A 16,501-nucleotide genomic window follows, 5' to 3' on the forward strand; every position below is an offset into this window, starting at 1 on the left:
GCAAAAACCCTCTACAAACACGTCTCAGACGCAGGACAACACCTCGTCGACAGACTCAGCATCAAACAACGCGGAAATAAAGACAGGTAGATCCAAACACCGCACCGCCAGCCGGTTGCTGTTTGTAAGTCACCACGTACTTTTGTAAGCCCGACACAGGGGCGCGCCGGGATCGGTCCGGGCCATGCGCCGATCTAGCACGGGCAAACATCACATGAGCGAAACACTGTCGGGCCAACCCAAGGCCTCTGGCCGTCCGGAATGGGTCAACGCGCTTGTCCTGATGACCCTGGTTCAGGTTGCGGCAACGTTAAGCATCCTGGCATTGACGGCGCTCGCCCCCGAGGTTGCAGCGTCATTGGGCATCGGCGCGCATTGGATCGGCTATCAGATCAGCCTGATCTATTTTGCCGGCGTCTTTGCCTCGGCGGTGGCGGGGACCGTGGTCGAAACCTTTCAGGCAGAGCGCGTGGTGGTGTTCGAAATGGGCGCCTTTGCGGCGGGGCTGTTGCTTGTCGCCAGCGCCAATCCCGCGCTGATGGTGGTCGGATCGGTGATGTTCGGCATCTGTTACGGGCTGAACAACCCCGCCTCGTCCGAGATCCTGAACCGCACGGCGCGCGGCGGGCGGCATTCGCTTATCTTTTCGATCAAACAGACCGGGGTGCCGCTGGGGGCGGTGCTGGCCTCGGTCTCATTGCCCGCATTGGCCCTTGTCTTTCATGGTCAGGGTTCTGGCTGGCAATGGGCCCTGGTGGCTGCGGCGGCACTGCCATTCGGCCTTATGCTCTGGTCCTGGCGGCGGTTCCACTTTGCGCCTGTCCAGCCCCTGACCGGGCGGGGCAACCCGTTTCGGCGCGCATTGCACGATCAGGTCGCGCTTTATCAAAACGGCCGGTTGCGCACCCTGGCGGTGCTTGGCGGGTTGTATTCCGCCCTGCAACTGGTGGCGACAGCCTTTACCGTGGTGATGCTGGTGGAACATGGCTGGTCGCTGGTGGCCGCCGGGGCCGTGGCGGCGGGCCTGCAAATGGCCGGCGCGGTGGGCCGCATCAGCTGGGGTCTGGCCGCCGACCGGTTGGGCGGATTTCGCACCCTCGGCGTGATCGGGCTTTTGGCGGGCATGATCATGTGCGCCCTCGGCTGGATCGCGGTGATGCCCGGCTGGCTTCAGGTTGTGTTGCTGGTGGCGCTTGGCACCGTGGCCACCGGGTGGAATGGCGTTTTCCTCGCGGCGGCGGCGCGAACCGCACCGGCCGGCAAGGTCGGCGCCAATACCGGGGCGCTGCTGGTCTATACCTTCATCGGGGTGATCATCGGCCCCTCGGTCTTTGCCCTGGTCTACAATCTGGTGGGCACATACGAACAATGCTTCCTGCTGTTTTCGCCAGTCGGGCTGATCGGGGCGGTGCTTTCGTTCCGTCGGGCGGCCGAGGGACGCGCCCCAAAGTGACCCACGACGGGTTTTGCGATACACACAACGCCCAGATCATGGGCATCTGCACAATAATTAACCCACACCCCCGTGCATCACATTTTTGCGCAGCGCAGACCCGCCAAAACCGGCGGCCTGACACACCACGGACTTATGCCGCCAGTGGCATGCGAAACTGGCTGATCCAATAGTCATACAGCTTGTCGTTGGCGGGGGTTCTCATCGCCGCATTTCGATACAGCTGAAGATCAATTGGCGGCAGCTCCGGCAGGCCGGAAATCTGCGCCAGATCGCGACCTTTGTTATACAAGACATCCGGCGTGCGCACCGCAATCCCCAGCCCGGCCTCGGCCGCGGCGGTCACACATGCCATGCTGGGGCTGGACAGCCGGATATCCCAGGATCGCCCCATATCCGACAGCGCCTGAAAGGCGGTTTTGCGGAACTGGCAGGGGCCATCAACAACCACCATCGGGATCGGGTCATTGGGCGACAGCGCGGTGCCGGCCTTGCCGATCCACACCATCTCTGATCGCCGCAACAACGTGCCGGGGCCGGAATGGTCGTTGTTAAAGGCAATCACTTGATCCAAATCACCTTTTTCCAACATTTCAAGCAGGAACTGACTGCGTTCGACCACCACATCAATGCGGATATTCGCGAATTTTTCGGCAAAGGATGACAGCGCACGGGGAAAGAAATCCTCGGCAAAATCCTGCACGATGCCCAGCCGTATTTTGCCGGACAATTGATCCGCATTGGCCAGGCGAAGCGCGGCATCATTCTGGGCCAGGATCGCGCGGGCATGTTCGAAAAAATCAATGCCCGCCGCGGTCACAACCCGGTTGCGGCCATCCTTGCGGAACAGCTGCACGCCGACCTGACTTTGCAATCTTTCCATCTGCAAACTGATCGCCGGGGCGGTGCGCCCGACCTCTCCTGCGGCGCGGGCAAAGCTGCCCTGCTCGACGATCGACACAAAGGATCTGAGACAGTCCATGCTAAGGTTCACGTTCATTTTCAAATTCCCTGATCACGGCCATTAGATAAGTAAATTTAACCTTTACCCAGAATATAATCAACTTGTTTTACCTAATGGCCCATGGCCCCATGATCTCCACCGCTGCAACCCGCCACGGGTGAAGCAACGTAATGGGTCCAAAAACCCGCCAAACCGTTTCAGGTTAAGCCGCAGTGAAAATCGCGGTTGTGACCATATGAAGCGCAACCAACAGGTAAGGAAATGAAATGCTCAACACCAAAATTATGGCCACGGTCGCCGCGACCACGTTGTTTGCCGGGGCGGCCACGGCCCAGGAATTCGAACTGACCCTCTCGACCTATCTGCCGCCGGCCTATGCCTATTCGTGGGAACCGCTGGAAACCTTCGTCCAGACCATCGAAGAAGAAAGCGAAGGCCGCATCAAGGTCAATGTCTTCCACTCTGCCCAGCTTTTCGATGGCTATCAGGAACTCAGCGCCGTGTCGCGCGGTGACGTCGACATCGTCAACATGACAGGCACCTACCCCAGCGGCACGGTTCCGGCGCTCAGCATCTTTACCCTGCCGTTCATGTTCAACGACATCCAGCATCTGGAACGCGCACTTGACGCCGGCCTGATGGATCTTGGCGTCGCAGAGGAATTGGAAACCACGCATAACACCGTCGTTCTGGGGGTTGGCCCGTTCGATCCCTATCAATTCTATTCCAAATCGGACCCCATCGAAACGATGGACGACATCAAGAACAAGGTCTGGGCCACCACCGGCGCGATTGATGCGCGTGCGATCCAGCTTATGGGCGGCTCGCCCACCGGCATGTCCTCATCCGAGCTTTACCTCTCGTTCGATCGCGGCGTGATCGACGGCACCCCCCGCCCGCTGCTGACCGGGGTCGGGCGCAGCCTGGACGAGGTGGTCGGCCATCTGTCGCTTGTCACCTTTGGCGTCGACACATCCATTCTGGCGATCAACGGCGACACCTGGAATGCCCTGCCAGAGGATTTGCAGGCCATTGTCAGCCGCGCCGCCGAAGCCCGCGACAAACAGCAATTCGCCATGGTCGAAGAGTTCATGAAAGATGCGCTGGTCACCTTCGAAGAAAAAGGCATGGCCATCCATCAGGTCGCGGATGCGGAAATCGAAAAGATGAAAGCGGCCACAAGCCCCGCCGTCGCCGAATGGTTGGAAAAGGTGCCCGAGGGCCAGGCCTATATCGACATGGTCGAAGCCGCCCGGAAATAACCACGACACCACGTCGGCCCGGTGCATTCGGGTCGACGCCACCCCAGAATGAAAGAATTCGATGCCCTTACCCCGTTGGATACGCATCATCAACTGCGCCGGTCTGTACCTGGCCCAAGCCACGCTTTTGATGCTCATGTTGATCATCAGCTATGCCGTTTTCGCCCGGTATGTCCTGCAATCGCCAAGCGTACATGCGGTTGAAATTTCATCCTACCTGTTGGCCCTGTTGATCTGGTCGGCGGTCGGTTGGACCCATGTCGAAGGCGGCCATGTCAGCCTGGAACATTTCACCAAACGCCGCGACGGGGTGATGAAGGTTCTGTCGGTCTGGGCCACCGAAATCTCGATCATGATTGTCTGTGTGACGCTGGCCTTTGCCGGGGTGAAATCCACCCTGAATGCCATCGACAAGGACTATCGCTCGGCCTCTTTGCTGGAATTTCCGCAATGGCCGCTGCTGCTTCTCATTCCGCTGGGGGCCACGCTGTTATGCCTGACATCCATCGGCCGGCTTTGGGTCGGCACAACCTATAAACACGAGGGATAGTCGATGGATCCGGTTTCAATCTTCATTCTGATCGTCGCGGTGTTTTTCGGGCTGATCTTTCTCTGCGTGCCAATATTTGCCGCCCTTGGCGTTGCCAGCATTCTGGGGTTCATCCTGCATGGCGGCTTTGCCTCGCTTGAAACGATCCCCGACATTCTTCATCGCGGGCTCAGCAGCTATTCGCTTCTTGCCGTGCCGCTGTTCATCCTGATGGGCGAGGTCATGGCCCGCACCAGCATCGGTTCGCGGCTGTTCAACATGTTCGCCCTGTGGACCGACCGGTTGCCCGGCGGGCTGGGCGTGGCCAGTGTGGCCAGCTCTGCGGTGTTTGGCGCGATGAGTGGCGTCAGCGTCGCGGGCGCGGCCACCATCGGCCGCTTTGCCATCCCTGAAATGCTGGCGCGGGGCTATCGCCCGTCATTGGCGGGCGGCACCGTGGCCGCCGCCGGGGCGCTGGCCTTGTTGATCCCGCCCAGCATCGGTTTTGTCCTCTACGGCGAAGTTGCCGGCCAATCCGTCGGCAAGCTGTTTCTGGCGGCTGTTCTTCCGGCGGTTCTGCTCACCGCGCTGATGATGACCTATGTTGTGGTGCTTTCCGCCATTTACCCCGACATGGCCCCGCGCCACGCCACCCGCTGCAATTGGCGGGATCGCTGGCGGTCGCTGCTCGATATCTGGGCGGCGGTGACCATCGTCCTGTTGGTGCTTGGCACGATCTATTTCGGCATCGCCACCCCGACCGAGGCCGCAGGCATCGGTGCGCTTGGCGCCTTTGGGGTTGCTGCGCTCTACCGTGAAATGACCTTCACCCTGCTCCGCGACGTGTTGCGTTCGACCGCTGTGACCAGCGTCATGATCCTGTTGATTTTGGCGGCGGCGCTGATGTTCGGCTATGTGATGACCCGCCTGATGGTGCCACAGAAAATCGTGATGATGGTTGTCGGCATCGACCAGCCGAAATGGGTCATCCTGGCCATGGTTCTGGTGTTTCTGGTGCTGATCGGGATGGTGCTGGATATCGTGTCGATCATCGTGATCACCACCCCGGTTCTGTTGCCGGTCATCACCGCGCTTGGCATTGATCCGATCTGGTTCGGCGTGGTGTTGATCCTGACCTGTGAAATGGCGGTGATCACCCCGCCGGTCGGATTGAACCTCTATGTGATCAAGGGGATCGCGCCGGATCTGTCCATTGGGCAAATCATTCGTGGTGCACTGCCCTTTGTCGGGATCGAGCTGCTGGCCATCCTGATCCTGATCGCCTTTCCCCAAATCGCCCTTTACCTTCCCAGCCTTCGGTGACCCCCATGAAAGATGCACAAAACGTAAAATGCGGCTTTGACCGGTCGGTTCCCGTGGGGCGGCGCCCCGCCCTGTTGGTGATTGATTTCCAACGCGGATTTACCGAACCCGATCTTTGCCCGCTGGCGTCGGATTGTTCCGCCGCCGTCGATGCCACCGCGCAATTGATCAAGGACTTTCGCGGGTTGGGGCCGTTGATCTTTACCATCAACGGCTATGCCGAAAACCTTAGTGATATGGGCCGTTGGGGTGAAAAATGCAGCTCTCTGGCACAGCTGGTGCGCGGCACCCCCCCGTGCGAGCTTGACCCCCGCCTTGGCTATTCCGCCGAACACGACACCATCGTGCAAAAGACCCAAGCCTCGGCATTCTTTGGCACCCATCTGTCCGGCATGCTGGCGGCTGCGGGCTGTGACATGTTGATGATCGCGGGCTGCACCACAAGCGGCTGCGTCCGCGCCAGCGCCAATGACGCCATGGCCCACGGCTATCCCCCCTTTGTGGTGCGCGACTGCGTGGCCGACCGCACCGCCGCCCAGCATGAAAGCAACCTGATCGATATCCACAGCAAATACGGCGAAGTCATCACATTGGATGATGCCCTGTCGATCACAACCGACCTGCGCGGTTGACCCCCGAAATTGTCGTTTCACAAGGAGAATACGAAATGACCCGCCTTATCCCCGATACCCAGGCCCCGGAGCTGACCATTGATCTGCTGGGCGGTGGCAAATTCACCCTGTCCGAGGCCACACCGGAAAATTTCACCCTCGTCGTCTTTTACCGTGGCCTGCATTGCCCCATGTGCCGCAAGTATCTGACCAACATGAACAAACTGGCAGATGACTTTGCCGCGACGGGCGTTGACCTTTTGGCCGTGTCGATGAATGACATCGCCACCGCAACCCAGACAAAAGCAGACTGGGAATTGGACAAGCTGGCGATCGGCTATGGCCTCAGCGAAGCCGCGGCAGAGGCCTGGGGGCTCTATATCTCCTCTGCCATCCGCGAAGGCGAGGCCGATGTCTTTTGCGAACCGGGCCTGTTCCTGATCCGCCCGGACAACCGCATTTTCCTGCTGAACGTCACCAACATGCCCTGGGGTCGCCCGGTGCTGGACGAGCTGCTGGAAAAGATCCCGTTTGCGCTGGAACGAAACTATCCCGCGCGCGGCGTGCGCAGCTGATCGGATCCCCGAAATTTTCCAAGCCGGACCCAGACCGGCACGAGAGGACACCATGAGCGATCTCAACCTGTCAATTGCGATGGGCAATTACGACCGGGTACAGCCCCTTTTGAACCGCAACGTGGCGATTGACGGCGTCAATCCGGTGTTCATGTTGCTGCCCCCCGAAGAAATAATGTTCCGGGCCTTCCGGCACCATGAATTCGACATCACAGAGCTTTCCCTGTCCGGCTATGTCGGCAGCCTGACCCGCGACAACCCGCCCTATATCGGCGTGCCGGTCTATCTGTCGCGCGCCTTTCGACATGCGTCTTTTTATGTGCGCAACGACCGGGACATTCAGGAACCAAAGGATCTGATCGGGCGGCGCATCGGGATTTCAGAATTCCAATCGACGGCAAATGTCTGGGCGCGGGCGATCCTGTTGGATGAATTCGGGGTGCGGCCCTCGGACATCCATTGGGTGCGCGGCCAGTTGAATGCACCCGGGCGGACCCCGGAATTGGCCGTGCCGGTCCCCGACGGGCTGACCGCCGAACCGGCCCCCGATGACCGATCCCTCAGCGACCTTCTGGCCGCCGGTGAGATCGACGGTTTTGTCGGCCCGCGCCCGCCGGATTGCTTTCAGCAGGGCCACCCCGATGTGCGGCGATTGTTCCCGAATTCCGACCAGATTGCCCGCGAATATTACCAGAGCACCGGCATCTTTCCGGTCATGCATATCCTGGGCCTGCGCACCACATTGGCCGAACAGCATCCCTGGCTGCCCGCCGCTTTGTACAAGGCCTTTGCCAGATCGCACCGCATCGCGATGGAGGCTCTGTGCGAAACCTCGACACCCAAGGTATCGCTGCCCTTTGTCGACGAACAATTGGGATCGGCACAGCGGCTGATGGGGCGCGACTTCTGGTCTTATGGGCTTGATGGCAACCGCGACGCGCTCTCGACCTTTTTGCGCAACCACCATCAACAGGGGCTGTCCCCCTACGAGGTTCAGGTCGACGATCTGTTTCACCCCTCGACCCTCATGCCCTTTGTGCAATGATGCGGATTCTGGGGCGCGACAATTCGGTGAATGTGCAAAAGGTGATGTGGCTGGTCCGGGAATTCGACCTGCCCGTCACCAGAGAGGATTACGGCGGCCCGTTTGGCGCCACGGATCAGCCTGACTATCTTGCGCTGAATCCCAATGGCACGGTGCCGACCCTTGTCGACGGCGATGTCGTTCTGTGGGAATCCAATGCGATCCTGCGGTATCTCTGCGACAGCTATGGCGACGGGCATTGGCGCCCCCAAACTGCTGCCGACTGGGGCCGGGCCGGGCAATGGATGGATTGGGGCCTGTCCTGCCTCACCCCGCCGATGATCACGCTGTTCCGGCAACTGGTCCGCACCGCGCCGGACGCCAGAAACAGCGCGAGCATCACAGACGCGCGGGACCAGGCGGCCAGATACTGGACCCTGCTGGACAGGCATCTGTCGGACCGGGACTATGTCCTTGGCGCGCATCCCGGCCTGCCCGACATTGCCCTCGGCGGGTTGGCCTATCGCTGGCACGCGATGCGGTTTGATCGCCCGCCCCTGCCCGCGCTTGACCGCTGGTATCAGAGTTTGACGGCCCGGCCCGCCTTTCGACAGAATGTCATGCGACCTTTGACGTAACTGTATCCGGCTTTGGCGGTCCTGCGGGCCAAAGCCGGGCAAAAACCGGGCCAGAATCGGGCCCGAACATTGCATTATTTAATGAATGCATTAATGTATTTGACAACGCATTTAACGCCGGTGTAAAGACCCCCAACCAAGGAGGTTTCGCACCGTGCAGGCGCCACGACATACACGGGTAAACGACGCGTATCGCCAAATTAAGGAGGAGATCCGCACAAACCGTATGCCGCCGGGATTTCAGGCGCCGGAACCCGAAATCGCCCTGCGCCTGGGGATGAGCCGAACCCCCGTGCGCGAGGCCCTGATCCGGCTTGAGGCCGAGGGCCTGGTGGAATTGGTGCCGCGTCGCGGCGCGCGGGTCTTGCCGCTGCACAGCTCTGACATGCGCGAAATCTATGAAATCCTGACCGCGATGGAACCCGAAGCCGCCGCCGCATTGGCCGCGCGACGCCCATCGGACCGGGAACTGGCGCCGCTGGACGATGCCACAACCGCCATGGAACTGGCGCTGGCGGATCAGGATCTCGATGCATGGGCCGCTGCGGATGATCTGTTCCACCAATTGCTGCTGGAACTGCACGGCAATCAACGGCTGATCGACTATATCGGCACCTTGAACGATCAGGCCCACCGCGCCCGGATGGTCACCCTGCGGATGCGGTCGGTGCCGCATCAATCCACGGCGGACCACCGCGACATTCTGGAACACATCCGCGCCGGCGACGCCGAAGCCGCGCGCCGATCCTTTCGCAATCACCGCCAACACGCCGCCGAGGAATTGTTGGCCATTCTTGACACTTACCGGCTGTCGCAATTGTGACCCAACCGACGATACTGGAGACCCCGATGACGAAGAATTTGAAAATCGCCCTGATCAAGGGAGATGGCATTGGTGTGGATGTTGCCGACGCCACGATCGAGGTCATGGCCGCCGCATTGGCCAAGGTTGATGCCCCGGAACTGATCTATGACGAGATCCGCGCAGGTGCCGGCTATTTCGTCGAAACCGGCCGCGACATCGAAACCGATGGCGAAGACCGCGCCGGGGCGGCGGATGCGATCTTTCTTGGCGCCATGGGCCTGCCGTCGATCCGCCACCCCGATGGCACCGAAATCAGCCCGCATTTGCGTCTGCGCGACCGATTTGGTCTTTATGCCGGGGTGCGCCCGGTCAAAGCCTATCCAAACGCGCCGCAACGGCTGGCTGATCCGCGCGCGGCCGGCATCGACATGGTGATCCTGCGGGAATCCACCGAAGGTCTGTTCTATTCCGCCGCCGCCCATGGCCGCAGCGACATTCGCGGCGACGAAGAGGTGCGCGATACCCTGCGCATCACCCGCGCGACCACGGAAAAACTGCACCGTTTCGCCTTTCGTCTGGCGCAGAAACGCAAAACCCGCGGCCGCCCCGGTCTGGTCACCTGTGTCGACAAGGCCAATGTCTTTGCCTCGATGGCGTTTTTCCGCAAGATCTATGACGAAATCGCCCCGGAATTCCCGGATATCGACACCGGCTATGCCTATGTGGATGCGCAGGCGCTGAACCTGATCCGCGCGCCGTGGGATGCGGATGTCCTTGTGATGGAAAACATGTTTGGCGACATTCTGTCGGATCTTGCTGGCGGGCTTGTCGGGGGCATGGGCATGGCGGCCTGCGCCGAGATCGGCGATGAAACCGGCCTGTTCCAACCCGCCCATGGCTCTGCCCCGGACATCATGGGCCAGGACAAGGCCAATCCGCTTGCGGCGGTCCTGTCGGGGGCATTGATGCTGGATTATCTGGCCGAGAAATCCGCCACGCCGGTCTATGCACAGGCAGCGCAGCTGATTGACGGCGCGGTCGATGCCGGTTTTGCGGCAAACGAATTGCGCCCGATGGAATTCGGCGGCGACATGGGCACACGGGCCGTCACCGACGCCCTGCTGTCGCAGATTGCCGGAACGCCAAAACCCGCCTGATCCGGCCCGGCCAACCCGGCAGGCGCGCCAGATTGGCCCATCCTGCCGGGCGCCGGTGCACCCGATCTTGTCCAAACGTCGGTCTTAAAAAGCCTGCCCGGAAACGACAACGACCCCGGCAATGCCGGGGTCGTATAACTTGCGCCAAACTCTGGCTAGGCCGACAGGCCCCCGCTGGGCAAATCCCCCGTCGGCCCCGCGTCGAGCCGAAAGATATGCGGCGCTACATCGACCGGGAACAACGCCCGCACCAGCGGATCATGGCCGGGCACAATCAGCCGCCGATCACTGGCCAGCGCCTCCAGCCGGTCAAATCCGTCCAGCATGTTTTGCAGATCCACCACGATCGGAAAGGGTTTGCGCGCGATGAAATTCTCATAATAATGCGCCGCATCCGACGCCAGCACCAGCCACCCCGCCGCCGTGCGCACCCGCACACATTGCAGACCCCGGGAATGGCCGCCAATGCAATGCACCGTCACACCATCGGTGATCTCGCCATCGCCGTCGTGGAACATGACCCGCCCGGAATAAAGCCGCTGGATCGCCTCGCAGATATGATCGGCGGTAAACGGCATCTGCAACGTGCCGTGACACATGCAAGGTCCGGTGGCATAGGCCATTTCCGTCGCCTGCAAATGCAATTTGGCATTGGGAAACAGATGCAATCCCCCGGCGTGATCATAATGCAGATGGGTGACAATCACCTGATCCACATCTTCCGCCGCAATCCCCAGCGGTGCCAGCGCCGCGCGCGGATCGGTCAGGATCGGCCGGTCGCGCCGGCTGGCCTCAACCTCGTCATAGCCGGTATCCACCAGGATCACCTGATCACCGCGCCGCAACACCCAGATAAAGTAATCCATCGCATGGGGCGCGTCGTGATTGTCATCAAAGATGAAACTGTCCCGCCGCGTCCGGGCATTGCGCTCGGCATACCGCACGGCCAGAACCTCCCAATCGCTCATGACCGGACCTCGGCATAAAGCGCCACGCGCTTGTCCGCGACCATATCGGCGGTGGCGGCATCAAAGGCTTTGAAATGATCCGCCGCAAGATGCGCCTGAAAGGCCGCCGCATCTGTGTAAAGCTCGTACAGAAATACCTCGTCCGGGCGGTCGGGATCGGTACAGACATCAAACTGATGGCAGCCCTCCTCGACCCGCAGGCTGGTGGCGGCATTGTCCGACATCAAGGGCAGGAATTGTTCCCCCTGCCCCGGTTTCAGGGTGAATGTGACGGTGACGGCGTACATCGTGATCTCCTCAGAACAGGCGCGGCAATGTCATCGACAACGCGGGCACATAGGTCACCAGGATCAAAGCGAATATCGCCGCCAGATACAACAGCCCCATGTGACGGGCGATGCCCAGAACACCAACCCCCGAAATCCGCGACGCCACATAAAGCGTCGCCCCAACCGGCGGGGTGAACAGACCAATCGCCACGTTACAGGTCATGATGACCCCCAGATGCACCGGATCAACACCAAATGTCTGGGCCATCGGCAGGAACAGCGGCGCCGTCAACAGGATCGCAGGCACAGGGTCAAGCACAAGCCCCAGAACCAGCATGACGATATTGACCAGCAACAGGAACACCCAGGGCGAGCTTGACAGGCTTTGCACCGCATCGACCAGCACATATGGCATCTGCTCCAGCGTGATCAGCCACCCCAAAACCGACGTCGCACCAATCACCACCATCACAATGGCCGAGGTGACAAAAGCGTCGATCATCAACCGTGGCAGATCGCGCAGGTGAAAATCACGATAGATCAGCATCGTCACCAACAGACCATAGATCACCGCAACCGCCGCCGCCTCGGTCGGGGTGACAAAGCCGGAAAAGATGCCGCCAATGATCAAAACCGGCATCATCAGCGCCGGGATTGTCCCGACAAAGGCGCGCCACAGATCCGGCGCCGGGGTCATCACCCCGCCCGCATCACAGCCCGACGCCTTGCCAACCCGGTAACACACCCCCATGAACAGCAACCCGAACAAAAGCCCGGGCAAGGTGCCCGCCAGGAACAGATCGGCCACCGACACACCGCCGACAAAGCCGTAAATCAACATCGGGATCGACGGCGGAATGATAATGCCGATGGTGCCCGCCGCCGCGACAAGACCGGCGGCAAAGGCGGGTTTATACCCCTGTTTCGTCATGTTCTTGATCATCACCGAACCAATGGCGGCGCTGTCGGCAATGGCCGAGCCGGAAATGCCGCCAAACAACATCGACGCGCCGACCACAACCATGCCCAGGCCACCGGGCAGAAAGCTCAGCAGTGCCCGCGAAAAGGTGATGATCCGCTCGCCGACGCCGCCCCGGCTCATCAATTCACCGGCGACAATGAACAGCGGAATGGCGATGAAATGGTTCGGCTCTACCCCGCCAATGAAATTCAGATACAGCGCCTGCAGCGGATAGCCGAGGTCAAAAACCATGATCGGCAAAACGGCGGTGATCAGGATCGCCCAGACCAGCGGAACGCCAATGAAAACGGTGAACAGAAACACCGCGACAACAAACAACAGGATCATGCTTGGGTATCCCCGGCGATATCGGTGCCGCGGAAATGCAGCCACATATTGAAAAGATGAAAGATCAGCGACAGCGCCATGCCAACCGGCATCGCGGCATAAAGCAGCCCCACCGGCCAATAGAGCACCGTGGTCTTCTGCGCCCATTGGTGGGCGGCAATCGACCATCCATGCCAGATCAACGACAGGATCAAGAGCGCAATCACCAGATTGATGACATGTTCCAGGATATTGCGGGCGCCCGCGTTCAACAGGGTTGCGCTGATCTCGGTCACGCGCATATGCGCGCCACGGGCAATCGCCGCCGCACAGCCCAGGAACGTGGTCCACAGCAGCAAGAAGGCCGTGACCTCCAGCGACCAGGCCAGGTCAAACCCGGCCAACCCCCGCAACGTGGCATTCGAAAAGGCAAGGATCAGGATGGAAAACCCACCCAAGGCAAGCAGCCCGTCAATTGCCGATGACAGGGCCCGCAGCCCCGCCGGATAAAATGGTCGGAAATCCATTGGTCACATCCTGGAATTCGGGAAGACCGGGCGCATGGCGACGCCCGGTCATAGGTCGTTTCAGCTCAGATCAATGCGCGGCGCGAATTGCGGCAGCATCGGCCAGCACCCGGTCAACGACCTCGGCGCCATACACTTCGCGGGCCTTGTCATAAACGGTGGCCACGGCATCGCGGAACGGCGCGATGTCCGGCGTGATGATCGTGGTGCCGTCGGCCTCCAGCTGTTCAATCTGCGCAGACACCGAATCCGCCACCAATTTGCGGCTGAACGCCGAAGATTCAGCAGCCGCCTTTTGGATGGCCGCCTTGTCCGCATCCGACAATTTGCCCCATGTGCTTTCCGCCACGGTCAACGGCAGCGGCGAATAGACATGGCGCGTCAGCGTCAGGTTCGGCGCAACTTCGGCAAATTTCAGCGACACGATGGTATCAACCGGGTTTTCCTGACCATGCACAGTGCCCTGCTGGATCGCCAGATAGACGTCTGTCACCGGCATCACCACGGTCTGGAACCCGATGGCCTCCATCGTCCAGCGGATCATGTCGTTGGGAAAAACCCGCATCTTCTTGCCTTCGGCATCGGCGGGGCTGTTCAGCGGGAACGTGGTGGTAAAGCTGCGGAAACCGGCCTCCCATGTCGACAGGACGCGAATGCCTTTTTCCGGCATCTTGGCGAATTCACCCTGAAGCCATTCGGAACTGTCGTAAAACGCCCAGCCCTGCTCATAGCTGTCCACCAGAAACGGCATCGCCGTCAGGTTCAGCGACGGCATATGTGTCGCATAAGATCCGGTGGCCGATACGGTGAAATCGACGCCGCCCAGTTGCAGCTGCTCGATCGCCTTGGGGTCATTGCCCAATTGGCCGGCCGGAAAGATCCGCACCTTGTAGCGGCCTTCGGTATATTCTTCGACTTTTTCAGCAAAAACCTTCGCGGCCTGGTCGCGCGACCCGCCGGGATTGTCGGTGTGGCTGAATTTCAAAATGGACTGCGCATCCGCAGCCCCGGCGGCCAAGGCCAAAATTGCGCTGGTCGCAATGGCCTTCAAAATGGGGGCCCCAAAAATGGGCGTGGTGGCAAATTTCATATCAGCTCCTCCCTGAGCGATCTTGGTTATTGCATTAATTTGCGTATGCGTTAATGAATGCGCTGTCAACTGCCGCAATCGGTATACTCGCGCTGAAATGCAAATCACCGGGTCTGAACCGGGCGCTGACATGGGTTGGACATCAGGTGCGGGGGCTGGCCATTTCCGCCGGGCCATGACACCCGATCGCACTTGAAACTGGCCGAGACCGAAACAGGCCCGAAGACACATGAACCAAGGACAGGACATGCCACACCGAACCGCCCTTCGCAGCCAGACAGACAGAATGACCACCACCGTCGGATGTGCATCATGACCAACACTGCACTGCGCGTCGCCTGTGTCGGGGCCGGCTATTTCAGCCAGTTTCATGTCGACAGCTGGACCCGAATGCCCGGCGTGTCATTGGTGGGTCAATGTGATCTGGATATGGCGCGGGCGGGTGTGCATGGCGCGCCGCCCTTTGATGATCTGGACCGGATGCTGACCGAGACCAGCCCCGACATTCTCGACATCGTCGTGCCGCCGCCCGGCCACGCCGCCACCATCCGCACCGCGCTGGCCCATGGCATCAAGACCATCATCTGCCAGAAACCCTTTTGCCGCGATCTGGACGAGGCCCGCGCCATCACAGCCGAGGCCGCAGCACAGGGCGCCACCCTGGTGGTGCATGAAAATTTCCGCTTTCAGCCCTGGTATCGGGCGATGCGCGATGCGCTCGACAGTGGCAAGGTCGGCACCGTGTTGCAAATGACCTTCCGCCTGCGCCCCGGGGATGGTCAGGGGCCTGACGCCTATCTCGAACGCCAACCCTATTTCCAGAAGATGGAGCGTTTTCTGGTGCATGAAACCGCAGTGCATTGGGTTGACACCTTTCGCTATCTGCTGGGCGAACCAACGGCGGTCTATGCCGATCTGCGCCGGGTCAATCCGGTCATTGCCGGCGAGGATGCTGGCTATATCCTGTTTGATCACCCCAACGGTGTGCGCAGCCTGTTTGATGGCAACCGGCTGTTGGATCACGCCGCCGAAAACCACCGCAAAACCATGGGCGAGGCCGAAATCGAAGGCACCAAAGGCACGTTATCGTTGGGTGGTGACGGCGCGGTGTCGTTCCGCGCCTTTGGCAGCCGCGACATCGACACATGGATGCCGGCGCCGGACTTTCCCGGATTTGGCGGCGATTGCGTGCACCATCTGCAATCCCATGTGGTGGCAGCGGTGCGCAATGGCCATACGCCGGAAAATACCGCCTCTGACTACCTTGCGGTCATAGGGATCGAACAGGCAATATACCAATCTGCCAATTCTGGCCAAAAAGTCAGGCTGCCCCAAACGTGACGACACTGCACACCCCTTCCAACGCCCAGCGGGCCCAAACCCGATTGCGGGACATGATCCTGTCGGGCGAACTTGCCGCCGGCACCGACCATCTGGAAAGCGAGCTGGCGGAAAAGCTCAGCATGTCACGCACCCCGGTGCGCGAGGCCTGTGTCATGCTGGAATCCCGTGGGCTGTTGTCGGTCCGCCCGCGCAAAGGCGTGCGCATTCTGCCGGTGTCCCCCGCCGACATGGAAGAAATCTATGACATCCTGACAGAGCTCGAGACCCTCGCCGCGCGCAAGGCGGCCGAGGATCGCCCACCCGAATCCGCGCTGGAAAACCTGAGCCAGGCGATCAAGGATATGGACCGCGCCCTGCTGGCCGAGGACCGCGATACATGGGCCCGCGCCGATCACCGGTTTCATCGTGAATTGATGCGGCTGGGGGCAAATCGGCGGGCGATGGACATCTTTGAAATGATGAGCGATCAGGTCGCCCGCGCCCGTCTGACCACGCTTTACATGCGCCCGGCCCCGGATCGGTCAAACGCCGATCACCATGCGGTGCTAGAGGCGATCCGCGATGGCGACGCCGAACGGGCCGCCGCCCGCCACCGCGACCATCGCCAATATGCCAAGGCCATGTTGCTTGGCCTGTTGAAAAAGCACCGGCTCAGCCTGCTTTAGGGTCAGACC

General features: G+C 60.6%; 18 protein-coding genes. 12 read left to right on the forward strand and 6 right to left on the reverse strand.

All coding sequences use genetic code 11. The annotated features are described in order from the left end of the window. The first annotated feature begins 214 nt into the window (after window positions 1-214). Window positions 215-1,453: an MFS transporter gene (locus Q4577_RS12590; RefSeq protein WP_303469551.1), complete on the forward strand. Its 1,239-nt coding sequence runs from the start codon at window positions 215-217 to the stop codon at window positions 1,451-1,453. 133 nt (window positions 1,454-1,586) lie between these two features. On the opposite strand, the gene Q4577_RS12595 is transcribed toward Q4577_RS12590, so the two are convergent. Further along, window positions 1,587-2,453: a LysR substrate-binding domain-containing protein gene (locus Q4577_RS12595; protein ID WP_303469552.1), complete on the reverse strand. Its 867-nt coding sequence runs from the start codon at window positions 2,451-2,453 to the stop codon at window positions 1,587-1,589. Window positions 2,454-2,683: 230 nt separating this feature from the next. On the opposite strand from Q4577_RS12595, the gene Q4577_RS12600 reads away from it, so the two are divergent. The 9 genes from Q4577_RS12600 (at window position 2,684) to Q4577_RS12640 (ending at window position 10,341) form a co-directional block, all read left to right on the forward strand. Continuing rightward, complete coding sequence (locus Q4577_RS12600; RefSeq protein WP_303469553.1) at window positions 2,684-3,679, forward strand: TRAP transporter substrate-binding protein; 996 nt, start codon at window positions 2,684-2,686, stop codon at window positions 3,677-3,679. A gap of 61 nt (window positions 3,680-3,740) precedes the next feature. Beyond that, window positions 3,741-4,229: a TRAP transporter small permease subunit gene (locus tag Q4577_RS12605; RefSeq protein WP_303469554.1), complete on the forward strand. Its 489-nt coding sequence runs from the start codon at window positions 3,741-3,743 to the stop codon at window positions 4,227-4,229. Window positions 4,230-4,232: 3 nt separating this feature from the next. Beyond that, window positions 4,233-5,531 carry a TRAP transporter large permease gene (locus Q4577_RS12610; protein WP_303469555.1) on the forward strand — a complete coding sequence of 433 codons (1,299 nt, stop codon included), beginning with the start codon at window positions 4,233-4,235 and terminating at the stop codon, window positions 5,529-5,531. Between the two features lie 5 nt (window positions 5,532-5,536). Next, window positions 5,537-6,163: an isochorismatase family protein gene (locus Q4577_RS12615; RefSeq protein ID WP_244690829.1), complete on the forward strand. Its 627-nt coding sequence runs from the start codon at window positions 5,537-5,539 to the stop codon at window positions 6,161-6,163. A 35-nt stretch (window positions 6,164-6,198) separates the two neighbouring features. Then, the gene (locus Q4577_RS12620; protein WP_244690830.1) at window positions 6,199-6,717 is read left to right on the forward strand and encodes a peroxiredoxin-like family protein; all 519 of its coding nucleotides are present in this window, start codon (window positions 6,199-6,201) and stop codon (window positions 6,715-6,717) included. Between the two features lie 52 nt (window positions 6,718-6,769). Further along, a complete protein-coding gene (locus Q4577_RS12625; protein ID WP_303469557.1) occupies window positions 6,770-7,762 on the forward strand; it encodes an ABC transporter substrate-binding protein in 993 nt (330 codons plus the stop codon). After that, window positions 7,759-8,379, forward strand: a complete 621-nt coding sequence (locus tag Q4577_RS12630; protein WP_303469558.1) for a glutathione S-transferase family protein — start codon at window positions 7,759-7,761, stop codon at window positions 8,377-8,379. Before Q4577_RS12625 ends, Q4577_RS12630 begins: the two co-directional genes overlap by 4 nt. A 154-nt stretch (window positions 8,380-8,533) precedes the next feature. Next, window positions 8,534-9,202, forward strand: a complete 669-nt coding sequence (locus tag Q4577_RS12635; RefSeq protein ID WP_303469559.1) for a GntR family transcriptional regulator — start codon at window positions 8,534-8,536, stop codon at window positions 9,200-9,202. Window positions 9,203-9,228: 26 nt separating this feature from the next. Then, window positions 9,229-10,341: an isocitrate/isopropylmalate dehydrogenase family protein gene (locus Q4577_RS12640; RefSeq protein ID WP_303469560.1), complete on the forward strand. Its 1,113-nt coding sequence runs from the start codon at window positions 9,229-9,231 to the stop codon at window positions 10,339-10,341. 155 nt (window positions 10,342-10,496) lie between these two features. Here Q4577_RS12640 and Q4577_RS12645 read toward each other — a convergent pair whose 3' ends face one another. The 5 genes from Q4577_RS12645 to Q4577_RS12665 all read right to left on the reverse strand — a co-directional run bounded on the left by Q4577_RS12645 (window position 10,497) and on the right by Q4577_RS12665 (window position 14,483). Beyond that, window positions 10,497-11,309, reverse strand: coding sequence for an N-acyl homoserine lactonase family protein (locus Q4577_RS12645; protein ID WP_303469561.1), 813 nt, complete (start codon window positions 11,307-11,309; stop codon window positions 10,497-10,499). Next, window positions 11,306-11,596 carry a putative quinol monooxygenase gene (locus Q4577_RS12650; protein ID WP_303469562.1) on the reverse strand — a complete coding sequence of 97 codons (291 nt, stop codon included), beginning with the start codon at window positions 11,594-11,596 and terminating at the stop codon, window positions 11,306-11,308. The genes Q4577_RS12645 and Q4577_RS12650 overlap by 4 nt, the downstream gene beginning before the upstream one ends. Window positions 11,597-11,606: 10 nt before the next feature. Beyond that, complete coding sequence (locus tag Q4577_RS12655; protein ID WP_303469563.1) at window positions 11,607-12,887, reverse strand: TRAP transporter large permease; 1,281 nt, start codon at window positions 12,885-12,887, stop codon at window positions 11,607-11,609. Continuing rightward, window positions 12,884-13,393, reverse strand: a complete 510-nt coding sequence (locus tag Q4577_RS12660) for a TRAP transporter small permease (RefSeq protein ID WP_244690836.1) — start codon at window positions 13,391-13,393, stop codon at window positions 12,884-12,886. Before Q4577_RS12660 ends, Q4577_RS12655 begins: the two co-directional genes overlap by 4 nt. A 70-nt stretch (window positions 13,394-13,463) precedes the next feature. After that, the gene (locus Q4577_RS12665; RefSeq protein WP_303469569.1) at window positions 13,464-14,483 is read right to left on the reverse strand and encodes a TRAP transporter substrate-binding protein; all 1,020 of its coding nucleotides are present in this window, start codon (window positions 14,481-14,483) and stop codon (window positions 13,464-13,466) included. Window positions 14,484-14,795: 312 nt separating this feature from the next. On the opposite strand from Q4577_RS12665, the gene Q4577_RS12670 reads away from it, so the two are divergent. Together Q4577_RS12670 and Q4577_RS12675 are read left to right on the forward strand one after the other, a co-directional pair. After that, entirely contained in the window at window positions 14,796-15,824 is a 1,029-nt protein-coding gene (locus Q4577_RS12670) for a Gfo/Idh/MocA family protein (protein WP_303469571.1), read from the forward strand. Then, complete coding sequence (locus Q4577_RS12675) at window positions 15,821-16,492, forward strand: GntR family transcriptional regulator (protein ID WP_244690839.1); 672 nt, start codon at window positions 15,821-15,823, stop codon at window positions 16,490-16,492. Before Q4577_RS12670 ends, Q4577_RS12675 begins: the two co-directional genes overlap by 4 nt. Window positions 16,493-16,501: the final 9 nt, after the last annotated feature.

This window comes from Marinovum sp. 2_MG-2023 (assembly GCF_030548265.1).
Lineage (GTDB): Bacteria > Pseudomonadota > Alphaproteobacteria > Rhodobacterales > Rhodobacteraceae > Marinovum.

Excerpts from the sequence above, each read along its gene's own strand:
- Q4577_RS12610 (WP_303469555.1), top strand. The coding sequence starts at position 4,233 with ATGGATCCGGTTTCAATCTTCATTCTGATCGTCGCGGTGTTTTTCGGG.
- Q4577_RS12650 (WP_303469562.1), bottom strand. The coding sequence starts at position 11,596 with ATGTACGCCGTCACCGTCACATTCACCCTGAAACCGGGGCAGGGGGAA.
- Q4577_RS12670 (WP_303469571.1), top strand. The coding sequence starts at position 14,796 with ATGACCAACACTGCACTGCGCGTCGCCTGTGTCGGGGCCGGCTATTTC.
- Q4577_RS12620 (WP_244690830.1), top strand. The coding sequence starts at position 6,199 with ATGACCCGCCTTATCCCCGATACCCAGGCCCCGGAGCTGACCATTGAT.
- Q4577_RS12645 (WP_303469561.1), bottom strand. The coding sequence starts at position 11,309 with ATGAGCGATTGGGAGGTTCTGGCCGTGCGGTATGCCGAGCGCAATGCC.
- Q4577_RS12640 (WP_303469560.1), top strand. The coding sequence starts at position 9,229 with ATGACGAAGAATTTGAAAATCGCCCTGATCAAGGGAGATGGCATTGGT.
- Q4577_RS12625 (WP_303469557.1), top strand. The coding sequence starts at position 6,770 with ATGAGCGATCTCAACCTGTCAATTGCGATGGGCAATTACGACCGGGTA.
- Q4577_RS12605 (WP_303469554.1), top strand. The coding sequence starts at position 3,741 with ATGCCCTTACCCCGTTGGATACGCATCATCAACTGCGCCGGTCTGTAC.
- Q4577_RS12595 (WP_303469552.1), bottom strand. The coding sequence starts at position 2,453 with ATGAACGTGAACCTTAGCATGGACTGTCTCAGATCCTTTGTGTCGATC.
- Q4577_RS12665 (WP_303469569.1), bottom strand. The coding sequence starts at position 14,483 with ATGAAATTTGCCACCACGCCCATTTTTGGGGCCCCCATTTTGAAGGCC.
- Q4577_RS12660 (WP_244690836.1), bottom strand. The coding sequence starts at position 13,393 with ATGGATTTCCGACCATTTTATCCGGCGGGGCTGCGGGCCCTGTCATCG.
- Q4577_RS12615 (WP_244690829.1), top strand. The coding sequence starts at position 5,537 with ATGAAAGATGCACAAAACGTAAAATGCGGCTTTGACCGGTCGGTTCCC.
- Q4577_RS12590 (WP_303469551.1), top strand. The coding sequence starts at position 215 with ATGAGCGAAACACTGTCGGGCCAACCCAAGGCCTCTGGCCGTCCGGAA.
- Q4577_RS12630 (WP_303469558.1), top strand. The coding sequence starts at position 7,759 with ATGATGCGGATTCTGGGGCGCGACAATTCGGTGAATGTGCAAAAGGTG.
- Q4577_RS12600 (WP_303469553.1), top strand. The coding sequence starts at position 2,684 with ATGCTCAACACCAAAATTATGGCCACGGTCGCCGCGACCACGTTGTTT.
- Q4577_RS12655 (WP_303469563.1), bottom strand. The coding sequence starts at position 12,887 with ATGATCCTGTTGTTTGTTGTCGCGGTGTTTCTGTTCACCGTTTTCATT.